Genomic DNA, 18,636 nt, shown 5'->3' on the forward strand with positions numbered 1-18,636 from the left:
AGGTTTGGCCTTGAACGACCAGTATGACTGGCCCGGCGGGCGCGAGGCGATGCTTCGCTTCGGTCCCGCCACCGGGCCGGTCGTAATCGCGGTGATGCCACTGTTCGAGGAAGCCAACCGTACCCGCGCCTTCATGGTCGCCATGCTGCGGGCACTGGCCGATCGCGGTATCGCCGGGATATTGCCGGACCTGCCCGGGACCGGCGAAAGTCGGACAGAAGCTAAGGATATCACCCTAAGCGATTGGGTTGCCTCCCTTTCGGCGCTGGTGAAGACCGTCCGGGCGAAACATGGTGAGGTCCATGGCGTCGCTCTCCGAGGCGGCACCCTGATCGACGCGCCCTTTGCCAGTCGCTGGCACTTCGCGCCCGTCACAGGCGAAAGCCTGGTCCGGGATCTGCTGCGAACACGTCTCGCTACGGGCAAGGACAGCGCGGACGACGCAATCGAACTCCCCGGCCCCCCGGTCGAACTGGCCGGCAACCGTCTTTCGCGCCCCCTGCTCGCCCAGCTCAAGGCGACGATGCCCTCCACGGCCGATCGCCTGCGTACCGTTCGCCTCGCAACCGACATGCAGCCCGCCGACCGCCACATCGCCGGCTCGCCGCTCTGGCGCCGCAGCGAGCCTGACAACGACCCTGCCCTCGCCCGTCTCCTCGCGGACGATATCGCCGCCTGGATCGCCTCATGCGGCGCCTGATCACCATCCCCTGCGCCGGCGACAGGCTCGCCGGCACGCTCGACGAGGGCGACGCGACTACCGGCTTGTTGATCGTCTCCGGCGGCAACGAGATACGGATCGGCGCGCATCGCGGCATGGCATTGCTTGCCGCGCGCCTGGCCGCATCGGGCATACCGGTCCTGCGCTACGACAGGCGCGGCATCGGCGATTCCACCGGCGAGAATCACGGCTTCCTCGATTCTGCCTCGGACATCGCCGCCGCCGCGGCAACCTTCGTCGCCGAGACGGGCATCAGGCGCCTTATCGCGTTCGGCAATTGCGACGCGGCGACTGCCCTCGCCCTGTTCCACGGCGTCGCCGGGATCGACGCCCTGATCCTCGCCAACCCCTGGGTGATCGAGGACGACGACGATCTGCCCCCCGCCGCCGCGATCCGCGCGCGCTATGCCGAAAAGCTCCGCAACCCGAACGAGGTGCTGCGCCTGCTGCGCGGCGGCGTGAATATCGGTAAGGTTTTCGGTGGTTTGCGCAAGATGTCTGCGACGAAGCCTGCGACTCCTGACAGCCTCGCCACCCGCCTGATGGAGGCACTGGCGACAAGCACCATCCCCATCACCATCCTGCTGGCCCGACGCGACAACACCGCCATCGCCTTCCGCAAACATTGGGAAACAGCCCCGCTCGCCCAAATCAGCTTGCGGGAATACGACACCGACAGCCACAGTTTCGCCACCCAGGCCGACAAGCAATGGCTGTTCGAGCAGATCCTCGTCGCGCTCGGTCGATAATCCTTCTTCCCGTTCCCCGGCGGAGGCCGGGGCCCAGTTGGGGGACGCCCGAAAGTTGGCGTCGCGCGTCGTCGCCAAAGCCTTATCGACTAGATTCCGGCCTCGCCGCAGACGAGAATTGGCAGGGTTGATTCAACCGCCAGAAACCCCCGCTACCGGATCGCCAACCACGCCGGGCAGCGCTCTTTGACATAACCGGAAAAATCGGACGGCGAGCAGCGGCTGATCCAGCGCAAAACAGCGGTATTTTCCGCAGAAATCACTGCATTTTACCGCTGTTACGCATAACAGCGGTAACGTCGCCCAACTCACTGAGACGAAACAGGATTTTCTACCGGAAAATCCAACATAACAGCGGAAGAAAAAACAAAACCGCCCAAGCGCCGAAACTGTTGGGAAATGTTGGAGGGTCGCGACCCTCGGAGCGTCATTCGGCCGCTTCGGCGATCTCGAAATCCGCCTCGGCCAGGAAGCGCTCGGCATCCAGCGCCGCCATGCAGCCCGTGCCAGCCGCCGTGACTGCCTGGCGATAGACCTTGTCCATCACGTCGCCGCACGCGAACACGCCCGGCACGCTGGTGCGCGTCGAGCCGGTCTGGACCTTGATATAATGGTCCGAATCCAGCTCCAGGTGTCCGCGGAACAGCTCGGTAGCCGGGTGATGGCCGATTGCGACGAAGCCGCCCTCGACATCGAGCCGCGACTTCTCACCAGTGACGGTATCGACAAGGTCGAGCGCTACGAGGCCGGCATTGCCGCCGCCATCGACAAAGGTCTCGACCTCCTTGTTCCACAACACCTTCACGTTCTTGTGCGCGAACAGCCGGTCCTGGAGGATCTTCTCGGCGCGGAACGAATCGCGGCGGTGGATCAGGGTCACGTCGTCGCTATGGTTGGTCAGGTACAGGGCTTCCTCGACGGCGGTGTTGCCGCCGCCGATCACCGCGATCTTCTTGCCGCGGAAGAAGAAGCCGTCGCAGGTGGCGCAGGCGCTCACGCCCTTGCCCTTCAGCGCTTCCTCGCTGTCGAGGCCGAGCCATTTCGCCTGGGCGCCGGTCGCGATGACCAGCACATCGCCCTCATAGACATCGCCGCTGTCGCCGATCAGCCGGAAAGGACGCTTCGACAGGTCGATCTCGACGATCGTGTCCCACATCATGCGCGTGCCGACATGCTCAGCCTGTGCCTGCATCTGCTCCATCAGCCATGGCCCCTGGATCACGTCCTTGAAGCCCGGATAATTCTCGACGTCCGTCGTGGTCATCAGCTGGCCGCCGGGCTGGATGCCCTGCACTACGATCGGCGCGAGGCCGGCGCGGGCGCCATAGATCGCGGCGGACAGGCCGGCGGGGCCAGAGCCAAGGATGAGCATGCGGGTCGTGTGGGTGGTCATGGAGTCGTCCGTAATAAGGTCGCGCGCATCTAGGGGCGATCGGTGTTGGGTGGCAACATGGCGACGCAGCCCCGCCGGCGGAATGGCCGGAGCGCGCAGTTTTGCTTTCAGGCCTTCAACCGCGTGGCATGCCAGGCGACATGATCGGCCATGAAGGTCGAGATGAAATAATAGCTGTGGTCGTATCCGGGCTGCATGCGAAGCGTCAGGTCGATCCCGGCCTTGTCGCACGCCTCGCGAAGCAGTTCCGGCTTGAGTTGCTCTGTCAGGAAATTATCCTTATCGCCCTGATCCACCAGGATTTCCGGCACGCGAAAGCCATCGGCGATCAGCGCGCAGGAATCATAGGTCCGCCAGTCCGCGCGATCACTGCCGACATAGCCGGTCAGCGCCTTCTCGCCCCACGGGCAATGCAATGGCGACACGATCGGGGCAAAGGCCGACACGCTTCTGAAGCGCCCCTGGTTACGCAGCCCGATGGTCAGCGCACCGTGCCCGCCCATCGAATGGCCGGTGATGCCCTGCCGGGTCAAATCGGCCATCGGGAACTCGGCCATGATCAAGGCCGGCAACTCGTCCTCGATATAGCTGCGCATGCGGAAATTGGCCGACCACGGTTCCTCGGTCGCATCGACATAGAAGCCGGCGCCCTTGCCGAAGTCATAGGCCTCGTCATCGGGCACCTCGTCGCCACGCGGGCTGGTGTCGGGCGCGATGAAGATCACGCCATGCTCGGCACAGGCGGCGCGATACTCGCCCTTCTCGGTGACATTGGCGTGGCTGCAGGTGAGCCCCGACAGATACCACAGCACAGGCAGTGTCGCGCCGGCCTCATGCTCGGGTACGAACACCGAGAAGGTCATCGGCGTACCCGTCACGGTCGACTCGTGCCGGTACACACCCTGCACACCGCTATGGGCCCTGTTGGTGCTGACCGTCTCCATCAGTAGACCACGACGCTGCGGATGCTCTCGCCGGCGTGCATCAGGTCGAAGCCCTTGTTGATCTCCTCCAGGCTGAGGACATGTGTGATCATCGGGTCGATCTCGATCTTGCCGTTCATGTACCAGTCGACGATCTTCGGCACGTCGGTCCGCCCCTTGGCGCCACCAAATGCGGTCCCGCGCCAGTTGCGGCCGGTGACGAGCTGGAACGGCCGCGTGCTGATCTCCTTGCCCGCCTCGGCTACGCCGATGATGATGCTGGTGCCCCAGCCGCGATGGCAGGCCTCGAGCGCGGTACGCATCACCTCGGTGTTGCCCGTGCAATCGAAGGTGAAGTCGGCACCGCCATCGGTCAGGGCCAGGATCGCGGCGATGGTTTCCTCACGCGATTTGCCGCGGGCGTCGATGAAGTCGGTCATGCCGAAGCGGCGGCCCCATTCCTCACGGTCCGGGTTGATGTCGACGCCGATGATCTTATTCGCGCCTGCCATCCGCGCGCCCTGCAGCACGTTGAGGCCGATCCCGCCCAGGCCGAACACGACGATGTTCTCGCCGACCTGCACCTTGGCCGTGTTCACCACGGCGCCGACGCCGGTGGTGACGCCGCAGCCGATGTAGCAGCTCGTCTTGAACGGCGCGTCCTCGCGGATCTTCGCGACGGCAATCTCGGGCAATACCGTGAAGTTGGAGAAGGTCGAGCAGCCCATATAGTGGAAAATGGTCTGGCCCTTATAGCTGAAGCGGCTCGTGCCGTCCGGCATCAGGCCCTTGCCCTGGGTCGCGCGGATCGCGGTGCACAGGTTGGTCTTGCCGCTGAGGCACGACTTACACTGGCGGCATTCCGGCGTGTAGAGCGGGATGACATGGTCGCCCGGCTTGACGCTGGTCACGCCCGCGCCGACCTCCCGCACGATACCGGCGCCTTCATGGCCGAGGACGCTGGGGAACAGCCCTTCCGAATCGAGACCGTCGAGCGTGTAGGCATCGGTATGGCAGATGCCCGTCGCCATGATCTCGACCAGCACTTCCCCCGCCTTGGGCCCTTCGAGATCGAGCTCGACGATCTCAAGCGGCTTCTTGGCCTCGAATGCTACGGCGGCGCGGGTCTTCATGGGCATCTCCTTGAATGAGGTTGCGCTAGCCCAATTGGACGGGACGGAAAAGGCGCAGAAGGGAGATTGCGTCCACCGCGGCAACGCACCATGCCGTGACCATGGCAATCCACACCCTTTACCGGAAGGCGCTCCGGGTCCTGGTCGGAGGGTTCCAATATGGCCGGAGCCGCATCTGGTCGCTCACCCGCCCCGATGTCGAGGGAGCGCACGCCATCGCCCTCACCCCGGCGGGCAGGATCATCCTGGTCAAACTGAGCTATGCGCGCGGCTGGCACCTGCCCGGCGGCGGCCGCAAGCCCGGCGAGAGCGCCGAGGAGAACGTGCTGCGCGAGCTGCGGGAAGAGATCGGCATGACCGGGCACGACGCCCCCATCCTCGCCTTTAAGGTGGAGGAGCAGGTCCATAACCGGCTGGACCACGCCTCGGTCTTCTTCGTCCGCAATGTCGTCTATCGGCCGAACCGCTGGTCGATCGAGATCGAACGGGTGATCGAGGCTGATCCCGACGCGATGCCCGCCAACATCTCCTGGCGCGCGCGGCGGTGGATCGATTCGGTAAACTTGTGAATCTCGCGAATGGCAGGTGGGCCCACTACGAAATGGTAGCGGAGGAGGGACTTGAACCCCCGACCCCAGGATTATGATTCCCGTGCTCTAACCAGCTGAGCTACTCCGCCCCAGCCATTCGAGAGCGGCGCCTATAGGAGCGGTCCCCCGTCCCGGTCAAGCGAACATATGACGCGACAGCGGCGCCCATGGCCCGCCGCGATACCACCAGCTCGCCAGCCCGGCGATCATGACCGGTCGCGGCCTGAATTCCGCCTCCAGCGCACCCAGCAAAGCCTTGGCTTGCTGCGGCGCCACCTTGTTCTGGATCGTCACATGCGGACGCCACCCGGCCCGGTCCTGCGGCATCAGCATCGGCGCAAAGGCTTCGGCCAGCCGGTCGCGGATATCCGCCAGTTCCGGGCTCTCGATGCGGAACGCCACCCCTCCGCCGAGCGAGATCAGCCCAGCGGCCCACGCCTGGGGCGGCCTCACGCCCCTGGTCTCGCCGGCCAGCCGATGCTTCAGCTCAGCATCGAGCGACGGCGCAAGATGATGAAACATCGTCAGATGCGCCTCCAGCTGGTTGCGCTCGGGTGGAAAGTGCGCCCGGCGCAGGCCATCGAACCAGGCAAGGTCGGCCCTGCCGAACAGGGCCGTGACGATAATCGGCGACGACTCGCTCAAATCTCTAGCTGGCTGCCGAGTTCGACCACACGGTTGGTCGGCAGGCGGAAGAACTCCATCGCGCTTTCCGCATTGCGGAGCATCCAGGCGAACAGCTTCTCACGCCAGATCATCATGCCCGGCCGGGCCGAAGGCAGCAGCGTCTGCCGCGCCAGGAAGAAGCTGGTGTCCATCATGCGGAAATCGGCGCCGCACTGATGCACGCGCGACAGCGCAACCGGCACGTCCGGCTCCTCGATAAAGCCGTAGCGCAGGATCATCCGGTGGAAGCCATCGCCCAAATTCTCCAGCATGAAGCGGTCCGACTCGGGCAGATAGGGCACGTCCATGATCTTCACGGTCAGCAGGATCACCCGCTCGTGCAGCACCTTGTTGTGCTTCAGATTATGAAGAAGCGCGTGCGGAACGCCCTCGGGCGACGAGGTCATGAACACGGCGGTGCCGGGGACTCGTGTCGCCGAGCTCGCGGCGGACGAGATGAACACCTTGATCGGCATCGCTGCCTCCCGCATCCGATCGATCATCAGTTGCCGCCCCTTCGACCAGGTCGTCAGGAAGGTGAAGATGATGAATCCGACCAGCAGCGGGAACCAGCCTCCCGACGGCACCTTGGTCAGGTTCGCCGCGAAATAGGCCCCATCGACCAGGAAGAAGACCGCCAGCAGCGGGATTGCGGCATATTTTGGCCACTTCCAGAGCCGGAAGAGCACCACGGAGAGCAGGCAGGTGTCGATCAGCATCGCACCCGTAACCGCGATGCCATAAGCCGAGGTGAGGTTGGACGAGGTGCGGAAGAACATGACCAGCAGGAGCACCATCACCAGCAGCGCCCAGTTGACCAGCGGGATATAGATCTGACCCGCGGTCGCGGCGTTGGTATGCTCGATGCGCAGTCGCGGAATGAAGCCGAGCTGGATCGCCTGCTGGGTGACCGAGAAGGCGCCGGAGATCACCGCCTGACTGGCGATGACGGCGGCGGCGGTGGCGAGCACCACCAGCGGAAGCTGCAGATTCTCGGGCGCGAGCATGTAGAAGGGGCTCCGCAGCGCATGGGCACCCTCCCTGAACAGCAGGGCACCCTGCCCCATATAGTTCAGCATCAGCGCCGGCAGCACGAAGAACAGCCAGGACACGCGGATCGGGTTGCGCCCAAAATGCCCCATGTCGGCGTAGAGCGCCTCCGCCCCCGTCACGGCGAGCACGACCGAGCCGAGTGCGAGGAAAGCGCGGATCGGATCGAGCATGAAGAACGCGACCGCATAATGCGGCGAGAAAGCCTTCAGTATCTCGGGCGTATGGACGATGCTGAGCAGGCCGAGCGTCGCGATCACCGCGAAATAGATCAGCATGATCGGGCCGAAGAACAGCCCGACGCGCGACGTGCCGCTGCGCTGGATCATGAACAGGCCTATGATGATCACGACCGCGATCGGGATCACCAGGCCGCCGAATGCGGGCGCTGCGACCGCAAGGCCTTCAACTGCCGACAGCACCGACACCGCCGGCGTGATCATCGAGTCGCCGTAGAACAGCGCGGTTGCGAACACGCCGAGCAGGATGATGCCGTTCGACCAGCGCCGCGTCTTGGTCTGGCCATTGATCAGCGCGAGCAGCGCCAGGCTGCCGCCTTCGCCCTTGTTGTCGGCGCGCATGATGATCGAGACATATTTGAAAGTCACGACGACCATCATCGACCAGAACATCAGGCTGACGACGCCCCAGATATGGGCTGGATCGAGCGCGAGCTTGTGGTGGCCCGCAAAGGTTTCGCGGAAAGCATAGAGCGGGCTGGTGCCGATATCGCCGAACACGACCCCGATCGCGCCGAGCGCTAGCTTGGCGAGACCGTCCTTGTGATGGTGAATGGCGGATGCCGTGGCTTCGGCGGGCGCGGACTCGTCCACGCTGGGCGAATCGCTGCTCACGGCCGGGTCAATCTTGCCCGATTTTCAACTATATAGGTCATGGGTGAACCGAACTGCGCCCCTGCGTTCGAAGAGGCGGCGCAGTAGCACGGCCCCAATGCCCCCGCAACGCCACCCGGATTGGGGCACGACACCATCCTATTCCTCCGTCGCAAGGGTGCGGATGGTGAACTGGGTGACGAGCCGGTGGACGCCCGGCAATGCCGACAGCACCTCGCGGTGAATGCGCTCATAGCTGTCATCCTCGCAGACCAGCACTTTGAGCAGATAGTCGGATTCGCCGCTCATCAGATGAGCCTCGGTCACCTGGGACGTATGCTCCAGTGCCTTCTCGAAAGACATCATCGTCGCCTGGCGCTGATCCGTAAGCGTCACCGATACGAATACGGTCGACGGATTGCCCCGTGCCTCGCGCGACAGGCGAGCACGATAGCCGCAAATCAGACCCTGCTGCTCCAACGTCTTCACACGCCGATGCGCGGCGGAAGGAGAAAGCCCTACTCGCTCCCCCAATTCCTCGCTGGTGATGCCCGAATCGGCGCCAAGCTGCGCGATGATTTTGCGGTCAATAAGATCCATTCGGGATTCCATTGCGCGCATATGGGTGCGAGCACAATATGATTGCAAGCCGCGTTGCCCGTCAGCGGACTTTGCAAGCACTTCCCGGCCCCTCTGGTGTAAACTCCCGGAAAATCCAGGAGAGCTTCCATGCGCATCGGTGTCCCCAAGGAAATCAAGAACCACGAATATCGCGTCGGCCTTACGCCGCCTTCGGTCGCCGAGCTGGTCGCGGCCGGGCACACGCTGCGCGTGCAGACCGGCGCCGGCCTCGGCATCGACTTCGAAGACGCTGATTATATCGCGGCAGGCGCGACGATCCTGCCCGATGCGGCAAGCGTGTTCGCGCAGTCCGACATGATCGTGAAGGTCAAGGAACCCCAGCCGGGCGAAGTGGCCATGCTCGAGCCGCGCCATCTGCTCTTCACCTATCTCCACCTCGCCGCCGACAAGCCGCAGGCTGAGGGCCTGATGAAGTCCGGTGCGACCTGCATTGCCTATGAAACGGTGACGGCGAACGACCGTTCCCTTCCCCTCCTGAAGCCGATGTCCGAAGTGGCCGGCCGCATGTCGATCCAGGTCGGCGCGCACTATCTGGAGAAGGAACAGGGCGGCCGCGGTGTTCTGCTGGGCGGCGTGCCCGGCGTGGCACCGGCGCGGGTCGCGATCCTTGGCGGCGGCGTCTCAGGCGTCAACGCGGCGCAGATGGCGGTCGGCATGCGTGCAGATGTGACGATCTACGACATCTCGAACGCGCGGCTGGCCGAACTCGACATGTTCTTCGGCAGCCAGATCAAGACGGCCTATGCCTCCAAGGCGGCGATCGCCGCGGCGGTGAAGAATGCGCACCTCGTCATCGGTGCCGTGCTGGTGCCCGGCGCGGCCGCGCCGAAACTGGTCACGCGCGAGATGTTGAAGACGATGAAGCGCGGTTCGGTGCTGGTCGACATCGCGATCGATCAGGGTGGCTGTTTCGAGACATCGCATGCCACCACGCATGAAGACCCGGTGTTCGAGGTCGATGGAGTGATCCATTATTGCGTGGCGAACATGCCGGGCGCCGTCGCCCGCACCTCGGCCTTCGCGCTCAACAACGCCACCCTGCCCTTCGTGATGAAGCTGGCCACGCTCGGCGCCGAAGCGGCGATGAAGGCCGATCCGCATCTCGCCAACGGCCTGAACGTTTCGGGCGGGAATATCCGCCACCAGGCAGTGGCCGACGCGCTCGATCTGCCGTTCGAGGCCTGGCAGGGCTGAACCCGATCAACCCCTCGGCAGGCCGGTCATCGCGATGACGCGCCAGCCTGCCGAGGCCGATTGAATCGACGATCGGGCGGGTAGCGCCCCTCGCTCATGCCGAGCGAAGTCGATCCTAGTTCGCAGGCCCCAAAGGCCGGGCCTGTTCGGCAGCAAGGAACGCGTCAAGCCGTGCAAGCTGCGCCGCGATGTCCTTGCGATAGGGTTGCTCGGGCGGCGACAGCTCGATCGCCTTGGCCCAATAGGGCCGCCCGACCGCATATTCGCCGGCCCGGATATAGGCGAGGCCGAGGAAATAAGGCGGCGCGGGATGTTTCGGGTTGAGCTCGGCCGCATGCTTGAAAGCATAGAGGGCCGCCGGCGATACGCTGCCGTCGTGCAGCGAAAGCGCCGAGCCGAGGCCTGTCCATAGCGCCAGGCTGCGGGGATATTTGTTGATCCCGCCCAGCACCGCCCGCACCGCACTACGGGTATCACCAGCACGCGTCACGCCATCGGCGGCGATCAGATAGGCCCCTTCCGCAGAGTAACGCCCGAGCATCGAATCGCGGAGCTCGACCAGCCCGGCATCGACGTCGATGGGTTCGGCATTGGCCGCTACCGGATGGCCCGGCAGAGCAGGACTGCCCTGCAACGCATAACCCGCCGCACCGAGCATCATCGCCGCGCCGACGAAGCTCCACAGCGAACGCGACACGCCCGACAGCCACAGCACCGCCGCTGACGCCACGCCGACCAGGGCAAGCATGATCCAGCCCATCAGCGCCGCTTCCTCTTGAAACTGCCGCGCGCAAGCCACGCACCAGCCGCCAGCATCACCAGCGGCGCGAGCCACAGCAGCGCGGTCGTGGCGTTGAACGGCGGGTCATAGGTGACATAGTCGCCATAGCGCTCGATCAGCCAGCGCCGGACCGAATCCGGGCTTTCCCCCGCCTGGATACGCTGCCGTACCAGGGCGCGCATGTCGCCCGCCATATCGGCGTCGCTGTCGGCGATCGACTGCCCCTGGCAGACAAGGCAACGCAGCGTGACCATCAGTGCCCGGGCGGTGGCCTCCTTCGCCGGATCGCGCAGTTGCGTGTTGGCGAGCGCGGCCGGCGGCAGGCCGCTATCGGCATGGAGTGGCGCCGCGAGGAGCAGCAGGAGGAATGCGAGACGCCTCATTTCGGCGCCGCCTGCAGAGCTGCCAGAATGCCAGGAATATCCTCGGCGCGGATGTCGCCGATATGCTGCTTCACGATCCGTCCCTGCCCGTCGATCACGAAGGTCTCCGGCACGCCCGACGAGCCAAGCGACAATTGCACCGCACTGACCTTGTCGTCGCCGATCCGATCATAGGGATCGCCGTTTCTCGCGAGGAAACCGCGGATCGCCGGACCGGTGTCGCGGATCGCGATCGCGTCGATCGGCACGCCCATCTCCTTCAGCCGCATCAGGTTCGGCGCTTCGGCGATACAGGGGATGCACCAGCTCGCGAACACATTGAGCAGCCTTGGCTTGCCCTGCTTGAAGGTCTCGGTGCCGATACCCGGCTTGGTGTCGATGATCGCAGGCAACGTGAATTTCGGCAGCGGCTTGCCCACCATGGCCGATTTCACCGTGCGGTCCGCAGGCGCGAACAGCCCACTCGCCACTACGACGAACAGCAGCGCGAACGCAGCGAACGGCACCCAAAGCAGCAGACGCTTCACGCCTCCTCCTCCCGCGCAGCGACGCGGCGCTCACGCCGCACGCGACCGAGCAGCGACAAAGCCCCGCCAAAGGCAATCAACGCCCCACCCAGCCAGATCAGGGTGACGAACGGCTTCCACCACAGGCGAAGCTGCCAGCGGCCCTGCTCATCCTCCTGGCCAAGCACTGTGTAGAGCTGCCCATCGATCTTCGTCGCGATGGCGGATTCGCTGGTGACGGTCGGCGGCGACGCGAAGAAGCGCGATTGCGGGCTCAGGATAAAGGGCGCACCGTCACCGCGCCGCACCGTCAGCGTGCCTTCGAGCGCCGACCAATTGGGGCCGATCACCGGGCGGATATGATCAAGTGTGACGGTGAACGGGCCAACGCGCTGCGGCTCTCCCATCCGCGCCGCGACCAAAGTCTGCTGGGTAAAGGCGCTGTCCGAGGCCATGCCGGCAAGGCTGACCGCAATGCCGAGATGCGCGATCACCATTCCCCAGGTGAACAGTGGTGTGCGGAGAAGGTTACGCTTCCACAGCGGGGCGACACTCGCCGTGCCGACACCGACCGCGAGGGAAAGCCCCAGTAGCGGCAGGATCCCGATGCCGCCGCCAAGCGCCGCGAACGCAGCGAAGGTTATGCCGGTGGCCGCCACCGGCACCATAACCCGACCGAGCACTGCATTGGCCTCGTCGCGGCGCCAGCGCATCAGCGGCCCTGCCCCCATGATCGCGACCAGCACCAGCGCGATCGGCCCGGCGGTCTTGTCGAAGAAGGGCGGACCGACCGAAAGCTGCACGCCCATGCCGGCGGCGACGATCGGGTAAAGGGTGCCGATCAGCACGATGCCCAGGATCACGCTCAGCAATAGGTTGTTGGCGACCAGCGCGCCTTCGCGGCTGACCGGCTCGAAGGTGCTGCCCTGGCGCACCGTGCCGACCCGCGCCGCGAACAGCAGCAGCGCCCCGCCGATATACAGCGCAAGCAAGACGAGGATGAACGCGCCGCGCTTGGGGTCGACCGCAAAGGCGTGCACGCTGGTCAGGATGCCCGACCGCACCAGAAAGGTGCCGATCATCGACATGGAGAAGGCGACGACCGCGAGCATCACCGTCCAGGCACGCAGCCCGTCTCGGGTCGCCAGCACGGTCACCGAATGGAGCAACGCCGTTGCGGCGAGCCAAGGCATCAGCGAGGCGTTCTCGACCGGGTCCCAAAACCACCAGCCACCCCAGCCGAGCTCATAATAGGCCCAGTAGCTGCCGGCGGTGATGCCAAGCGTCAGGAAGATCCAGGCGCCGAGCACCCAGGGCCGCATCGCGCGCGCAAAAGCAGGTCCGACATCGCGCGTCACCAGCGCGCCGACCGCAAAGGAGAACGCCACCGAGATGCCGACATAACCGATGTAGAGAGTCGGCGGATGGAAGGCGAGGCCAGGATCCTGCAACAGCGGATTGAGGCCGTTGCCGTCTGCGGGCGCGGGGTTCAACCGGGCGAACGGATTGGAGGAGAACAGCAGGAAGGCGTAGAAACCGAGCGCGATCATCGCCTGCGCGCCGAGCGTCGCGATCAGCGTGGTGCGTTGCAGGCGATGTTCCAGGATAGCGACCGCGCCACCCGCCAGCCCCAGGATAGTCACCCAGAGCAGCATCGAGCCCTCGTGGTTCCCCCAGGCGCCGGCGATCTTGTAGATCAGCGGCTTGTCGGAATGGCTGTTGGTCGCGACCAGCAGCACCGACATGTCCGAGCGAACGAAGACGGTGAGCAGCAGCAGGAGCGCGAGCCCGGCGAGCAGCCCCTGCACCACCGCGACCGGCCGTACCGCGGAGAGGATCTGGTTGGTAAGCGCGATATCGTCATCGCCGCCCTTGGCCGGGATGGAGAACATCGAGCGCCGCACGCCGATGGCAGCCAGCGCCAGCTGCAATGCAGCGAGCGCGGCGGCGAACCAGAGCGCGGCCAGGCCTGCTTCGGCGATCATTGTTCGAGCGTCTTCGTCTCGTGCATCTTGCCCGCGACTTCAGGTGGCATGTACTTCTCGTCATGCTTGGCGAGCAGGTTGGTCGCGGTGAAGCTGCCGTCCGGGTTGAAGCTGCCCTCCGCCACCACGCCCGATTTCTCCCGGAACAGGTCGGGCACGATGCCCTTGAACGCGACGGGCACCGTGGCGACGCCGTCGGTGACGATGAAGCGAATCGAGATGCCGTCCGGCTGCTTGGCGATCGACCCGGCCTGTACCATGCCACCGAGCCGTACCGCGCGGCCGATCGGCAATTCTCCCTTCTTAACATCGCCCGGCGCATAGAAGAACGCCGCCTGGTCCTTGAGCGCCGATAGCGCGAGCAACGCGGCGCCGATCACCGCCGCGACCGCGAGCAGCGCCAGGGTCAGCCGTTGATGCTTGGCCTTCATTTACGTTCGCTCCCGCGCATCGCGATCCAGCTCCAGACAACCAGCGCCGTGATCGCTGCGAAGGTGATGCCATAGGCACCGATGACAAAGGGCCAGGGATTCATGCCGCCATCCGCCGCATGCGCGCCTCGGCCTTGGCCGTGGCGAGAAGGGTCCGCATCCGCATCAGCACCACAGCACCAAAGATCAGCGAGAAGCCGAGCAAGGTGAAAGGCAGCGGCCAGAGGATCGAATTGTCGATGGTCGATTTGGTCAGGCTGATGCTCTGTCCCTGATGCAGCGTGTTCCACCACACGACCGAATAGCGGATGATCGGCAGCAGCACCGATCCGGCGATGCCGTAGATCGCGGGGATTCGCCCGTCCCCGCCCCGTTCGGCATCGGCACGGGTCAGCGCCATGAAACCGAGATAGACGAAGAACAGCAGCAGCATCGAGGTCAGCCGGCCATCCCATTGCCACCAGGTGCCCCAGGTCGGCCGCCCCCAGATCGAACCGGTGACAAGGCATAGGCCGCAGAACACCGCTCCCGGGAGCGCGATGGCGCGCGCAGCGACCATTGCCAGTGGATGCCGCCAGACCAGATAGACGATCGACGAAAGCGCGATCCCGGCCCAGGCGCCCATACCGAGCGACGCGGTCGGGATATGGATATGCATGATCCGCACCGTCTCGCCCTGGAGATAATCGGGCGGGATACGGAACAGCGCGCCCCACAGGCCAATCGCAAGCAGCCCCAGCCCCGACCAGAACAGGATCGGGGTCAATGGGCGGGCGAGCTTCAGGAAGCGCGCGGGATTCGCAAGGGCATGAAGGCTGGGCACGGTCGCTTCGTGTCCTAGAGGGAGTTGGGGTGCTACTCAACCGTGCGTAGCGCGCATGTACCACAAGATCCGCCACCAACCAGGATGAGGTCGGATGGGTCATCCGTCCCATAAGCGCCATATGCGCCATGTATCGCCCAACCCTGGTCGGGTTTCGCGCGCTTTTTAGAATACGGCGAGCATATCTGGACACGGTCACGCGCAAAATGAGGCTGTTACCTCGCGACCGTTCATCGCCGCCAAAAACATCCTAAAATAATCAGTGGAACGCCCCCGTGCCAGCGACAGCAAGACAATTCCATTACCACCGAATCGGAGACATCTCTTGCCAGCAATGCAAGCCAGGATTTGCGTCCGGAACCCTCCGTTAACCGCTCTCGGGCATTTCCCTCCCCGGCTCTGTCGCAGCGGGGAGGATGTTGAATGTTAACGGTTCTCCGAGGATCAAATACGAACAGAAACACAGGCATAGATCTATTTCGAGGCCTGCTCGTTCTTGCAGTAATCTTAGGCCACTTCGATGACGTCACCCAAGGCGCGAGCTTCCTCAACTGGATCGGCCATGGCTTTCGCATGCCGCTCTTTCTTGGCCTGACCGGCTATATGTTCAACCTCGACCGGGCTCGATCGGCCGCGGTGTCGACGCTTTTCCAGAAATACTACGCCCGACTTATACTACCTTGGCTGGTCGCTTGCGCCGTATATCTGACAATCACTCAGCAACTGGGGTATCTTAGCCCGCTTTACATTTTCGTCCGGCCACCGTTCCATCTGTGGTTCGTGCCCGTCATGATGGTTTTCATCCTTACGGCAACGGTCAGCCGACGCAGCGCGACCGCCATGCTTGCGATCGCCGTCCCTGCGAGCATTGGCGCCATGTATGTTTTTGGCGTTGGCCACATAATCGAGCAGTTCCATTCTTGGACGCCGGACCGCCGCTTCTTCGTCTACCCGATCTATTTCTTCCTGGGGCTGTGGGTCGCGCGTCACCCACCTGAGCGACGTCAGCAACGAGCGGCCCTGTTGCTGGTACCCATCGGACTGTTGTGGTGGTGCGGGCTCTACAATCAACTGAGACCTTTGGCCGAAGTAGCGGCCAACCTGACCTTGTGCGTGCCGCTCATCATCCTCCTGCCCATGGTCCGAACCATCTCGTTCAACATTCCGCTGGTCGCGAGCATCGGACGCGAGAGCCTGTTTTTCTATCTTTGGCATCCGATGGTTTTCGGGCTGTGGGAAAGTTGCCACGTCTTTCGGCTCCCCATGTTGCTATTCTCTCTGCTAACGCTGATCGTTGCCCGGGCAGTCCTTGTCCGGATACCGGATGTCGCAGGAATATTGGGGATATCGCCGCGCAACTTGCCGGTCCGCCTGGCGTTTCCGGAAGCGGCTGCACCTGGCTGAGTATCGTCGGAGTGAGCTTTATGACCCAGATATGGCAGCTACTCCGAACCGGCAGTCTGACTATCGCATGGCTGCTGGTCCTGCCGTGCATCGTCCTGCTGTTGTCGGCGATCGTGCCGATTGTCCCGTGGGTCCGGATCTACGCCTCTGGGGTGGTGCCCAATCACGTACCCTGGCTGTTGTTGCTTTCGATCGCGGTGCTGGTCGTCGGGTTGCTGGCACATTCGCGGCGAAGGACAGGCATGACACGCTATCTGATCGCGGTGGCGTCGGTCGCCGCGCTGGCGGCCGCCTGGGTGATGTCGCATCTTCTGTACGTCGCAATCAGCAACGGCGCCCGCATCGACCTGCTCAAAACAATGTCGTTGCGCGAGTACAGCGAAAGCGCAGGGCCTGACGAGACACGGATATATGCCCGTCCGCAGGGTGAGGCGCTATCGCTGGACATCTATCATGCCCGAAGGACCAGCCCGAAAGCCTTGAGCCCGGTACTGCTGGTCGTTCATGGTGGAGGTTTCGTCGAGGGAAGTCGCAGCACCGGTGCCGCTAATATGCGCGGATATGCCAATCGCGGCTGGACCGTCATCAGCATCGATTATCGGCTGGCGCGGCCCGACCGCCCCACTTGGAACCTTGCCATCGCCGATGTCCGCTGTGCGCTCGCCTGGACCGGCGCCAACGCCGCCACATTGGGTCTGGATCTGAAGCGACTGACGATAAGCGGCGCCTCGGCTGGCGGCAGTCTGGCGATAGCTGCTGCCTATGAAAGCGGCGCGAAAAATCCGGATCCGTCCTGCGGCCCGACGATACCGCGCGTCGCCGCAGTGGTCGTCAAGGCGCCGCTGATCGATGTGGTCGGATCGTGGCAGCATGCTGGTGAGCTACAGGACCAGCAGCGCCGATATCTCACCCAGTATATCGGCGGCCCGCCCGAACAATATCCGGAGCGTTACGCCGCCGTGGATCTGCGGCGCCATATCCGCCCGCAAAATCCACCGACGCTGATCCTTTGCGGAACGAACGATCCGTTACTGCCCGTGGCCGCGGCGAAGGATTTCGCACGACGGGCAGAAGCTGCCGGCAGTCAGGTGCAACTGGTTATGTTCCCTTATTCAGGGCATGATTTCAACACGACCTTCGGCGGGATCGCCAACCAAGCCGTGGTTCAGATCGTCTCGCAATTTACGATCGATCACAAGGTCGGGCCGCAAGCGCCGTCGGCGGCGGCCCCTTGAAAGACCTGAAGCCTGCTCAGCCGCGGCCGATCAGGCGCCTTGCGATCATGTCCGCCACATCCGATGTCGGCGCGCCGGTGCGGTCGCTTTCGTCCCAGACCTCGACGAGACGGTCCGGAATGCGCGCGATACGGGCCTCCACCTCGGCACGGTCGCCCTGGCCGAGATATTCGAGACCGACATTGATGATGCCGCCCGCGTTGATGACGTAATCGGGCGCGTAGAGGATGCCGCGTCCCGCAAGGCGCGTGCCGTCGGCCTTGGTCGCAAGCTGGTTGTTCGCGCCGCCGGCCACCACGGTCGTGCGCAGTGCCGCAATCGACTCGGCCGTCAGGATCGCCCCGAGCGCGTTGGGGCTGACGATATCGGCCTCGATCCCGAGGATCGAATCTGCCGCCACCGCCTCAGCGCCCAGTTCCGCCGCGAGCGCTGCCGCCTTGTCGGCGTTGACGTCGGCGAGGGTCAGCCGCGCGCCATCCTGCGCGAGCAGCCGGGCGAGGCCGCCACCAACGCTGCCCACGCCCTGGATCGCGACGTGCACGCCCTTCATCGAATCGGCCGAGAGGCCACGCTTCGCGGCCGCCTTCACGCCGAGATAGACGCCCATCGCCGTGAACGGTCCGGGATCGCCGCCGGCACTGCCAGCCGCGACCGGCAGGCCGGACACGTGGCGGGTCATGGTCGCGATGGTCTTCATGCTCGCTTCGGACATGCCGACATCCTCGGCCGTCACATAGCGACCACCGAGCGAATCCACCGAGCGGCCGAACGCCTCGAGCTGCGGCACCGTGATCGAATCGCCAGGCTTCGCCGCGAGCACCACACCCTTGCCGCCGCCCATCGGCAGGCCCGCCATCGCATTCTTGAAGCTCATGCCTCGCGACAAGCGCAGCGCATCGGTGATCGCGCCGTCGCTGTCTGCATAATGCCAGAAGCGCACGCCGCCCGCTGCCGGGCCGAGATGAGTCGAATGGACCGCGATCACCGCCTGAAGCCCGGAGGCCGGATCGGTGAACAGGTGGACGCCCTCATGGTCGTCGAAATCGGGGAAGCCCCAGCCGCTGGTCACGCGATTATCCCAGTTAACAAAAAATGGGCTGATGAAAAAATGGGGCGACCGACGGGACTTGAACCCGCAACATCCGGCATCACAAGCCGACGCTCTAACCAATTGAACTACGATCGCCGCAGAGC

At 64.3% G+C, this 18,636-nt stretch carries 20 protein-coding genes and 2 tRNA genes; 6 read left to right on the top strand and 16 right to left on the bottom strand.

Annotated features, from left to right (window positions below; all coding sequences use genetic code 11):
* The first annotated feature begins 10 nt into the window (after nt 1-10).
* Together AC1DT7_RS17660 and AC1DT7_RS17665 are read left to right on the top strand one after the other, a co-directional pair.
* Nucleotides 11-700: an alpha/beta hydrolase family protein gene (locus tag AC1DT7_RS17660; RefSeq protein ID WP_478037410.1), complete on the top strand. Its 690-nt coding sequence runs from the start codon at nt 11-13 to the stop codon at nt 698-700.
* Nucleotides 688-1,470: a hydrolase 1, exosortase A system-associated gene (locus AC1DT7_RS17665; RefSeq protein ID WP_478037412.1), complete on the top strand. Its 783-nt coding sequence runs from the start codon at nt 688-690 to the stop codon at nt 1,468-1,470. The genes AC1DT7_RS17660 and AC1DT7_RS17665 overlap by 13 nt, the downstream gene beginning before the upstream one ends.
* Nucleotides 1,471-1,897: 427 nt before the next feature.
* On the opposite strand, the gene trxB is transcribed toward AC1DT7_RS17665, so the two are convergent.
* From trxB to AC1DT7_RS17680, 3 genes are all read right to left on the bottom strand, one after another.
* Entirely contained in the window at nt 1,898-2,863 is a 966-nt protein-coding gene (gene trxB / locus AC1DT7_RS17670; protein ID WP_478037414.1) for a thioredoxin-disulfide reductase, read from the bottom strand.
* 107 nt (nt 2,864-2,970) lie between these two features.
* Nucleotides 2,971-3,807: an S-formylglutathione hydrolase gene (fghA, locus tag AC1DT7_RS17675; protein WP_478037416.1), complete on the bottom strand. Its 837-nt coding sequence runs from the start codon at nt 3,805-3,807 to the stop codon at nt 2,971-2,973.
* Nucleotides 3,807-4,919: an S-(hydroxymethyl)glutathione dehydrogenase/class III alcohol dehydrogenase gene (locus AC1DT7_RS17680; protein ID WP_478037418.1), complete on the bottom strand. Its 1,113-nt coding sequence runs from the start codon at nt 4,917-4,919 to the stop codon at nt 3,807-3,809. Before AC1DT7_RS17680 ends, fghA begins: the two co-directional genes overlap by 1 nt.
* Nucleotides 4,920-5,020: 101 nt before the next feature.
* On the opposite strand from AC1DT7_RS17680, the gene AC1DT7_RS17685 reads away from it, so the two are divergent.
* On the top strand, nt 5,021-5,488 hold the full coding sequence (locus AC1DT7_RS17685) for an NUDIX domain-containing protein (RefSeq protein ID WP_478037489.1): 468 nt from the start codon (nt 5,021-5,023) through the stop codon (nt 5,486-5,488).
* Nucleotides 5,489-5,521: 33 nt separating this feature from the next.
* On the opposite strand, the gene AC1DT7_RS17690 is transcribed toward AC1DT7_RS17685, so the two are convergent.
* From AC1DT7_RS17690 to AC1DT7_RS17705, 4 genes are all read right to left on the bottom strand, one after another.
* Nucleotides 5,522-5,598, bottom strand: a tRNA-Met gene (locus AC1DT7_RS17690).
* A 46-nt stretch (nt 5,599-5,644) separates the two neighbouring features.
* On the bottom strand, nt 5,645-6,154 hold the full coding sequence (locus AC1DT7_RS17695; protein WP_478037419.1) for a 2'-5' RNA ligase family protein: 510 nt from the start codon (nt 6,152-6,154) through the stop codon (nt 5,645-5,647).
* Nucleotides 6,151-8,058: a potassium transporter Kup gene (locus AC1DT7_RS17700; protein ID WP_478037491.1), complete on the bottom strand. Its 1,908-nt coding sequence runs from the start codon at nt 8,056-8,058 to the stop codon at nt 6,151-6,153. Before AC1DT7_RS17700 ends, AC1DT7_RS17695 begins: the two co-directional genes overlap by 4 nt.
* 159 nt (nt 8,059-8,217) lie before the next feature.
* Complete coding sequence (locus AC1DT7_RS17705) at nt 8,218-8,658, bottom strand: Lrp/AsnC family transcriptional regulator (RefSeq protein ID WP_478037420.1); 441 nt, start codon at nt 8,656-8,658, stop codon at nt 8,218-8,220.
* A gap of 129 nt (nt 8,659-8,787) precedes the next feature.
* Here AC1DT7_RS17705 and ald point away from each other — a divergent pair, with 129 nt between their 5' ends.
* On the top strand, nt 8,788-9,894 hold the full coding sequence (ald, locus tag AC1DT7_RS17710; protein WP_478037422.1) for an alanine dehydrogenase: 1,107 nt from the start codon (nt 8,788-8,790) through the stop codon (nt 9,892-9,894).
* 115 nt (nt 9,895-10,009) lie between these two features.
* On the opposite strand, the gene AC1DT7_RS17715 is transcribed toward ald, so the two are convergent.
* The 7 genes from AC1DT7_RS17715 to ccmC are packed head-to-tail and all read right to left on the bottom strand — an operon-like array spanning nt 10,010 to nt 14,803.
* Nucleotides 10,010-10,654 carry a tetratricopeptide repeat protein gene (locus AC1DT7_RS17715; RefSeq protein ID WP_478037424.1) on the bottom strand — a complete coding sequence of 215 codons (645 nt, stop codon included), beginning with the start codon at nt 10,652-10,654 and terminating at the stop codon, nt 10,010-10,012.
* Entirely contained in the window at nt 10,654-11,058 is a 405-nt protein-coding gene (locus AC1DT7_RS17720) for a cytochrome c-type biogenesis protein (protein WP_478037426.1), read from the bottom strand. The genes AC1DT7_RS17715 and AC1DT7_RS17720 overlap by 1 nt, the downstream gene beginning before the upstream one ends.
* Entirely contained in the window at nt 11,055-11,585 is a 531-nt protein-coding gene (locus AC1DT7_RS17725; protein WP_478037428.1) for a DsbE family thiol:disulfide interchange protein, read from the bottom strand. Before AC1DT7_RS17725 ends, AC1DT7_RS17720 begins: the two co-directional genes overlap by 4 nt.
* Nucleotides 11,582-13,549, bottom strand: a complete 1,968-nt coding sequence (locus AC1DT7_RS17730) for a heme lyase CcmF/NrfE family subunit (protein WP_478037430.1) — start codon at nt 13,547-13,549, stop codon at nt 11,582-11,584. Before AC1DT7_RS17730 ends, AC1DT7_RS17725 begins: the two co-directional genes overlap by 4 nt.
* A complete protein-coding gene (gene ccmE, locus AC1DT7_RS17735) occupies nt 13,546-13,980 on the bottom strand; it encodes a cytochrome c maturation protein CcmE (protein ID WP_478037431.1) in 435 nt (144 codons plus the stop codon). The genes AC1DT7_RS17730 and ccmE overlap by 4 nt, the downstream gene beginning before the upstream one ends.
* On the bottom strand, nt 13,977-14,084 hold the full coding sequence (ccmD, locus tag AC1DT7_RS17740; protein ID WP_478037433.1) for a heme exporter protein CcmD: 108 nt from the start codon (nt 14,082-14,084) through the stop codon (nt 13,977-13,979). The genes ccmE and ccmD overlap by 4 nt, the downstream gene beginning before the upstream one ends.
* Nucleotides 14,081-14,803, bottom strand: a complete 723-nt coding sequence (ccmC, locus tag AC1DT7_RS17745) for a heme ABC transporter permease CcmC (RefSeq protein WP_478037435.1) — start codon at nt 14,801-14,803, stop codon at nt 14,081-14,083. The genes ccmD and ccmC overlap by 4 nt, the downstream gene beginning before the upstream one ends.
* Nucleotides 14,804-15,226: 423 nt before the next feature.
* Here ccmC and AC1DT7_RS17750 point away from each other — a divergent pair, with 423 nt between their 5' ends.
* Together AC1DT7_RS17750 and AC1DT7_RS17755 are read left to right on the top strand one after the other, a co-directional pair.
* Complete coding sequence (locus tag AC1DT7_RS17750) at nt 15,227-16,207, top strand: acyltransferase family protein (protein ID WP_478037437.1); 981 nt, start codon at nt 15,227-15,229, stop codon at nt 16,205-16,207.
* Between the two features lie 359 nt (nt 16,208-16,566).
* Complete coding sequence (locus AC1DT7_RS17755) at nt 16,567-17,442, top strand: alpha/beta hydrolase (protein ID WP_478037493.1); 876 nt, start codon at nt 16,567-16,569, stop codon at nt 17,440-17,442.
* A gap of 16 nt (nt 17,443-17,458) precedes the next feature.
* Here the strand turns inward: AC1DT7_RS17755 and AC1DT7_RS17760 are convergent, their stop codons facing one another.
* A complete protein-coding gene (locus AC1DT7_RS17760; RefSeq protein ID WP_478037438.1) occupies nt 17,459-18,511 on the bottom strand; it encodes a Glu/Leu/Phe/Val family dehydrogenase in 1,053 nt (350 codons plus the stop codon).
* Nucleotides 18,512-18,551: 40 nt separating this feature from the next.
* A tRNA-His gene (locus AC1DT7_RS17765) sits at nt 18,552-18,628 on the bottom strand.
* Nucleotides 18,629-18,636 lie beyond the last annotated feature (8 nt).

Source organism: Sphingomonas sp. P3_C6 (assembly GCF_056402595.1).

What these genes read in the sequence shown, in the direction of transcription:
- AC1DT7_RS17715 (WP_478037424.1), bottom strand. Translation starts at nt 10,654, where the DNA reads ATGGGCTGGATCATGCTTGCCCTGGTCGGCGTGGCGTCAGCGGCGGTG.
- trxB (WP_478037414.1), bottom strand. Translation starts at nt 2,863, where the DNA reads ATGACCACCCACACGACCCGCATGCTCATCCTTGGCTCTGGCCCCGCC.
- ccmD (WP_478037433.1), bottom strand. Translation starts at nt 14,084, where the DNA reads ATGAATCCCTGGCCCTTTGTCATCGGTGCCTATGGCATCACCTTCGCA.
- ald (WP_478037422.1), top strand. Translation starts at nt 8,788, where the DNA reads ATGCGCATCGGTGTCCCCAAGGAAATCAAGAACCACGAATATCGCGTC.
- AC1DT7_RS17720 (WP_478037426.1), bottom strand. Translation starts at nt 11,058, where the DNA reads ATGAGGCGTCTCGCATTCCTCCTGCTGCTCCTCGCGGCGCCACTCCAT.
- fghA (WP_478037416.1), bottom strand. Translation starts at nt 3,807, where the DNA reads ATGGAGACGGTCAGCACCAACAGGGCCCATAGCGGTGTGCAGGGTGTG.
- AC1DT7_RS17730 (WP_478037430.1), bottom strand. Translation starts at nt 13,549, where the DNA reads ATGATCGCCGAAGCAGGCCTGGCCGCGCTCTGGTTCGCCGCCGCGCTC.
- AC1DT7_RS17755 (WP_478037493.1), top strand. Translation starts at nt 16,567, where the DNA reads ATGTCGTTGCGCGAGTACAGCGAAAGCGCAGGGCCTGACGAGACACGG.
- AC1DT7_RS17750 (WP_478037437.1), top strand. Translation starts at nt 15,227, where the DNA reads ATGTTAACGGTTCTCCGAGGATCAAATACGAACAGAAACACAGGCATA.
- AC1DT7_RS17705 (WP_478037420.1), bottom strand. Translation starts at nt 8,658, where the DNA reads ATGGATCTTATTGACCGCAAAATCATCGCGCAGCTTGGCGCCGATTCG.
- ccmE (WP_478037431.1), bottom strand. Translation starts at nt 13,980, where the DNA reads ATGAAGGCCAAGCATCAACGGCTGACCCTGGCGCTGCTCGCGGTCGCG.
- AC1DT7_RS17685 (WP_478037489.1), top strand. Translation starts at nt 5,021, where the DNA reads ATGGCAATCCACACCCTTTACCGGAAGGCGCTCCGGGTCCTGGTCGGA.
- AC1DT7_RS17665 (WP_478037412.1), top strand. Translation starts at nt 688, where the DNA reads ATGCGGCGCCTGATCACCATCCCCTGCGCCGGCGACAGGCTCGCCGGC.
- AC1DT7_RS17680 (WP_478037418.1), bottom strand. Translation starts at nt 4,919, where the DNA reads ATGAAGACCCGCGCCGCCGTAGCATTCGAGGCCAAGAAGCCGCTTGAG.